Source organism: Arthrobacter sp. 260 (assembly GCF_013116745.1).
In the GTDB taxonomy this organism is placed as follows: Bacteria; Actinomycetota; Actinomycetes; order Actinomycetales; family Micrococcaceae; genus Arthrobacter_D.
Map to the genome: position 1 here is coordinate 42834 of NZ_JABFOE010000020.1, position 6147 is coordinate 48980.

The window sequence follows — 6147 nt, forward strand, 5'->3', positions numbered from 1 at the left end:
ACCTGAAAGCGGTTGTTCCAGCCGGACGGAGACCCTTTTGTTTAGTGAGGTGGTCAGGGCACTACAACTAGGCTGCGGGAGTGATTCCGCCGGTGCAGGCGGCGCCCGGCTCGCGACTCTGTTCACCCTGAATGTACCGTTCGAGGAACACTGGGAGTCGGCTGTCATCGGCTGAATCCATGCCAAGCTGAATGCTCCAGGCACTCACCATCACGGGGGTTTCCTGCTCCGCGTTAGGGCTTAACAACACGTATCCGCTGGAGCCCACCAAATCGGTCAGGGTGTCAACCTCCGCCTGGGGAAGGTCGGGCTGGTAGGTAATCCAGACCGCGCCGTGCTCCATTGAATGAACGGTGTTCTCGTTGGGAATCTCAGAGGTATAGACGCCACAGTTGGTCCAGATAGCATTGTGATCCCCACCAACGGGCGGTGACTGTTCGTACTCGACCGGACCTTCGATGTGATTGAAGGTGAGGTCTTCATATTCCTCAATACCTTCGATCGGCTGGCTAGCGAGAGCTTCAATGCGCTGATTTTCCTGCACCTGACCCACAATCACGATGGTCACGGAAACGACAATGGCGACAACAACTGCACCGATACTGCCGAGGAACAACGTGGTGCGCCGGCGATCACTAGCCCGTTGCTTTGACTGAATGGCTTTCAACCGCGCCTGGCGGTCGGCATTGTCCTGGACTGGCTTCTTGTTCAACGCGTGAATCCTTTTTCAGTAAGTGTGATTAAAGTGAATGTACAGTCGGGGGCGCTACAGCTCATCCAGCAGGTCCTCCATAGCGGCTATTTCAGCCACCTGGGACGCCACCATTTTCTCGGCGGCAACCCTGACCCGCGGCTCCTGGACCAGTTCCGCTCCCGCTTGGGCCATGTCCGCGCCCGCCGTGTGGTGAGCGATCATCAGGGTCAAATACAGGCGCTCCGCTTCGGCGCCTGAAGCGTCCGATAGCTCGGAGATCTGCTCAGGGGTAGCCATCCCAGGCATCAACCCGGTGTCTCCCAGCATTCCGCCTTCATTGCCATGGTCCATGCCCCCCGCCATCCATGCCATAGTGGGTTCACCGGAGCTCTGCGGCAATCCCCATTCTTCGAGCCAGGCATACATCTGGCCGATCTGATGCTGCTGGGTCATTGCGACATCATAGGCAATGGTCCGGACTACCTCACTGTCAGTGCGGTCACGTATCAAGCGGGACATTTCCACCGCCTGTGCGTGGTGGACCTGCATATCGCGGGCGAACCCAGCGTCCGCGCTATTAGCCGCCGGGTATTGCGGGCCAGTGCCCACCCGACCAGCCACGAACGCCAAGGCAAGAATGCAGACCACCAGAGCTCCGGCCAGGACAATGAGCAGGCGCTTCTGCCGTGTCTCCAAGTGCAGCGTCATCTACCTTTTCCTCACTCGTTGTCATTTCATCTTCTCAACGTGCTGCACCACAGCCAAGGTTCCACAACTGCCGCATGAAATACCCCCTAGGGCACTTGCATTCTGAGGGGCGACAAGGGTTTATCGTCCTATAATTCTATGCTGTGTAGAAGTAACAAGTGGTTCCTCGGTCGTTACTAAAAAGGCGCAGTCAACACCCACTACTGTGAGGTTGGGAAGAAACCGCAAATGGGTGCCAGGCAATGGGTGGGGCGGTTCTCCTTCTTTATCAGAACAAGAAGCTTAACTGGAGACCGAAGACCGGGGTAGCGGGATTCTCCATTACTGGGAGTGATGTTTGGCCGGGTTGATCCCTCTTGTATGAGGCCTACGCTGAGGACTCACGTGACGGTTTTTGACCCATTTGCGGCAGTACTGTCGCTGACCTAGAACGATGGATTCAGAGACGCCGAAGATGAACCGAACGAACCGAAGTAGACACGCGGATGGGTTCGTCTCGTTACTGGTGACCGTTTGAGTCAGTCGCGTACCTACGTTTGTGGGCGGGGTGTTGTGTAGCGGTTTTTATCGCCAACTGGTGTCCCTGTCGGTGACGGTCGAAAATTGAGCCATTGTGACGGCGGCGGATTTCAGCGGTCGTTGCAACAGTTTATGAGTCTGTCGGTGGTGAGATGAGTCTAGCGAGTTGCTCTGCGGGGCTTTGCCAGCCGAGGATTTCTCGCGGTCGGCGGTTAAGCTGATCAGCGACCCGGGCGAGGTCTTCGATGGTGTGAGTCGCTAGGTCTGTCCCTTTGGGAAAGTACTGGCGGAGTAGGCCGTTGGTGTTCTCGTTGGAGCCGCGTTGCCAGGGGCTTGCGGGATCGCAGAAGTAGACCGGAATGAGGGTCCGGCGGGTGAAGTCCTGATGGCACGCCATCTCGGTACCTTGATCCCAGGTCAGTGATTTACGTAGATGCGCCGGGACCACGGTCATCGACTCGGCCAGGCGGTCACGGAGGTTCTCTGCTCCTCTGTTGCCGGCTAGATGCACGAGGATCGTGAATCGTGTGGTGCGTTCCACGAGTGTTCCGATCGCCGATCGGCTGCCCTTCCCGATGATGAGGTCCCCTTCCCAATGGCCAGGCACTAGCCGGTTCGTGGCCTCGGCTGATCTGTCGCGGATCATCACCATGTCGGGGAAGCGTTTGGTGCGGTGTTCTTTCCTCCTGCGAGGTCGGCGTCCAGTTCGTCCGGTTCGCAGAGTCAGCGCAGGGTTGACCGTAAGATCGAGGCTTCCTCGGCCATACAGGGCTTGATAGACGGTTTCGGGGACGACCTGCATCTCGGTGCGGCCGGGGAACTCGGACCGGAGCCGGTTGCTGATCTGGCGTGGGCTCCAGCGTTCGAGGAGGTGTGTCCTCACGAACTCTGTCAGCTCTGCGCTGGCGGCGATCTTCCCGAGCCGTGGACGGCTTCTCCTGCGTTCGGCGCTGCGCTGGGCTGTCCGCGGCCTGTAGCTCCCGGAGGGATGGTGGGTGTTGCGCCGGATCTCTCGGCTCACGGTCGAGGGACTGCGCCCAAGCTCCCTAGCAATGGCTCGGACGCTGCGCCTGGCATGGAGCAGGTCCGCGATGGTGATTCGGTCCGTCTCCGAGAGGAAACGCGCCGAGATGACCGATGGCTTTCGCCGTGAGATCGGCGGGTACTTCGTGACCACCCCTGTCTTTGAGACGGCGGTATGGCCGTGCCGCCACCGCGTTCCCGAGCTTCGGCTGATCCCGACAATCCGGCAGGCTTCAGAATTGCCCATTCCCTGTTTCATCAGCTGATCATAGTGAGCACGCGCAGCGTTCTTCGGAGGTGCTCCACGAGCCCTTCGAGCTCGTTTCATCACGGCCATAGTTGCAACTCCTTGTAGTCAGGTGTTGCAACGACCGCTAGACGCCAAGCCCGCAAAACGGCTCACTATTCGACCATCACTGACAGTCCCATCCCGGAATCTGTTCGTCTAGTCGCATTCTCCGGTCCGGATCGAGGCCTCGGCGGCGTAGGAGTGCGCGTTGGGTGACTAACCAGGTCGCCAAAGTGTTCTCGGTTCGCTCGTTTTGTTTCCCGTATCTGGGTGGGTGTCCCTTTCGGGCGAGCACATCAGCTACTTCGGCCAGGCGTCGATCCCACTGACTGCTTTCGGACACTGGACGCGGGATGCCTACCCAGTCTCCAAGAGCTGCCCGTATCAGTTCCTGCCGCGCACCACTCATTTTTCCTCTGCGGAGCTGCTTTCGCTGCCCGGCAACCCATGTCGCGAGACCCCGTTCGCCAGGATCATCCGATAAGATGCGCGGCATCCGCCCGTGTTGGTGGCGGAACTCCCTCGCTCGTATTAACCAGCAGTCCCAAGAGGGCCGTGGTGGTTTCCGCCACAGATCTGCAGCCGTTGGGGGAGCTGGGCGGTTGTGGAGTATGAGTCGTTTGCAGGCCAGATCCGGCTGGGTACGTTCGAAATGTCGAATGACTTGGCGGACACGTTCTTTCGGTACTCGGCAATGCAGGGATATCTGGTTGATAGTCAGCCCACGCAGATACATGAGCCTCCACTCGGCCGTGGAGATGCACGGACCCCAGTCGTCGGGGTCCTCTTCTACGGTGTTGGCTGGAAGGGCCACGACCACAGAATATTGCTATCCCCTCCTCATGGCGAGAGATGAAGAGTTCCTCCAAGCGTTAGACACCGCAGGGTCCTGAAGCAGGGGAAATGTCCCTCTTGGTAGATCAAAGCGCTACGAAAATGACGCCATACTTCCGAGGGCACGTATTTCTGCCTATACGTGTTTCTGTGTTTCAGTATCGGACTGAACCACGAACCCCCGCCCTCAGGGCTATACAGGAGTCTCGTGCGATGCTGTAGACACGGGTACAGGATCGGGAATCTCCGGGCACGATTCGTGCTCCGAGGCTGACGTATTAGAACGTTATCGGCATTCGCATGAAGAGTGAGAAGGGTTAGGGAAGACTTCGACTGTCCTTCTATTGCTTTCTTAATTGCATCGAAAGCAAGTAGATGAGTGCCTGAAATCAAGTAGTACTACTCGTATGAGATCGAGCCTCGGCGTCGTACTGTAAACCACAGGGGAGCGAAACCCCTGCACGGTCTCAACGTCAGACTGAGTTTTTGATCGGAAGTGCCTGCCAGCCTTCATACGAAGGTCCACGCATGTCCATCGCTCACGCTGTTCGGGAACCGTTCAAGCGGTAAACCGTCCGCTGATACAGGTCGGAGTGGTTCCTCGGGGCGAGAGCCGGCGAGCCGCTCCGACCTATTCGCTAGCGTCCCTACTGGCCTGAAAAACGTGCAGGTACGTCAGCGTTCATGCCGCTTTGGAAAAGCACGGACCCCAGTCATCGGGGTCTTTCTCCACGGTAATGGCTGGAATGAACACGACCCACAGAGTATTGCTATCTTACGGTGTCGGAAAGACTATTCGGCCCTAATCTGTCGGGCCATGGGGACTTCGAGCTGGTCGAATGCCGCGCTGAGTTCGTCAGCTCCAGGAAGGGCTTCCTTCTCTCCTGCGGGGAGGGATTCGTAGGTGTAGGTGGACACGGCCATGGGTGAATCCGCTCGTCCTAGGGCGTATCGGACGGTGTGCTCGTTTTTGCTGCCGCAGATGAGGATCCCGACGGTTTCGCGGTGTGTGGGGAGTTTGAGTTTGTCATCGACCAGGGCGACGTAGAAGTTCAGTTTCCCGGCGTATTCGGGCTGGAATTTGCCGGTTTTGAGTTCGATCACGAAGTACCGCAGCTGTTCGACGTGGAAGAACAGCAGATCGATGTAAAAGTCGTCCCCGCCGACGTCGAAGTGGACCTGCCTGCCGACGAACGCGAAGCCCGCGCCGAGTTCCCGTAACGTGTCAACGATCCGCTCTGTCAGAGCCCGCTCGAGGTCTCTTTCGGCTACCTCGCCGCTCAGTCCCAGGAATTCGAAGGCGTAGGGGTCTTTAGCGACCTGCTGCGCGAGTTCGGAGTCTGTGGGGGAGAGGCTCCGGGTGAAGTTCGACGGGGCCGCCCCGGTGCGATCCATGGACTTGTTCATGATCATGTTCAGCAACACGTTCCGCGACCACCCGTACTCAACCGCAGCTGCGGCGTACCAGTCCCGTGCTCCCGGGGGAAGGGACTTGTCGAGGATTGTTCGGATGTGCCCCCAAGGCAATTGCGCCACAAGCTGTGGCGCAATTGAATCCCCACCCCATTCCCGGGCAAACGTCGTCATATATTGCAGGTTCCGCGGCGAGAAGCCTTTCATATCGGGGAACTCCTCTCGGAGGTCCTCAGCAAGCCGGCTAATAACTTTGGTTCCCCAGCCCTGCTGGTCCTGCCTAACCAATATTTCCCGGCCAATCGACCAGTACAGCTCGATCAGCTCAGTGTTAACTGTGCGCTGGGCTCGGAGACGGGCATCACGAACGCGCACTTTCAGAGCAACGAGAGTCTGGTCGTAACCATCGGGAAGAACAAGGTCAGCAGATGTCATGGATTCATTGTCCCGAGCGCAGCGACATTGCCGCGAATCGTCAGGCTGAGCCAGGGCCCGGACTGACGTATCAGGTGTTATCGGCCTAGGTAGTGACCAAGAAAGAGTGCCGGGCGAACGTTCACCAGTCCGGGAGGCTCAGCGCTTGTGTCGCGTACGTTTAGGAGTCTTGCCATATGAACCGCCCTGGGTTTGTTGGAGGCTTCTGACCTTGGAATCGAGAATAGAGTCA

Annotated in this window: 4 protein-coding genes; all 4 read right to left on the bottom strand. The window is 58.2% G+C overall.

All coding sequences use genetic code 11. The features are described 5' to 3' along the window. Positions 1-67: 67 nt before the first annotated feature. Positions 68-712, bottom strand: a complete 645-nt coding sequence (locus tag HMI57_RS17340; RefSeq protein ID WP_171587247.1) for a DUF3105 domain-containing protein — start codon at positions 710-712, stop codon at positions 68-70. Between the two features lie 54 nt (positions 713-766). Then, positions 767-1402 (bottom strand): DUF305 domain-containing protein, encoded by a 636-nt coding sequence (locus HMI57_RS17345; RefSeq protein ID WP_171587248.1) that lies wholly within the window; start codon positions 1400-1402, stop codon positions 767-769. Positions 1403-2051: 649 nt separating this feature from the next. After that, positions 2052-3203 carry an IS30 family transposase gene (locus HMI57_RS17350; RefSeq protein ID WP_228721182.1) on the bottom strand — a complete coding sequence of 384 codons (1152 nt, stop codon included), beginning with the start codon at positions 3201-3203 and terminating at the stop codon, positions 2052-2054. Positions 3204-4859: 1656 nt separating this feature from the next. After that, the gene (locus tag HMI57_RS17355; protein ID WP_171587249.1) at positions 4860-5915 is read right to left on the bottom strand and encodes a PDDEXK nuclease domain-containing protein; all 1056 of its coding nucleotides are present in this window, start codon (positions 5913-5915) and stop codon (positions 4860-4862) included. Positions 5916-6147 lie beyond the last annotated feature (232 nt).

Coding starts and splice junctions, on each gene's coding strand:
- HMI57_RS17350 (WP_228721182.1), bottom strand. CDS start 3,203: ATGAAACAGGGAATGGGCAATTCTGAAGCCTGCCGGATTGTCGGGATC.
- HMI57_RS17345 (WP_171587248.1), bottom strand. CDS start 1,402: ATGACGCTGCACTTGGAGACACGGCAGAAGCGCCTGCTCATTGTCCTG.
- HMI57_RS17355 (WP_171587249.1), bottom strand. CDS start 5,915: ATGACATCTGCTGACCTTGTTCTTCCCGATGGTTACGACCAGACTCTC.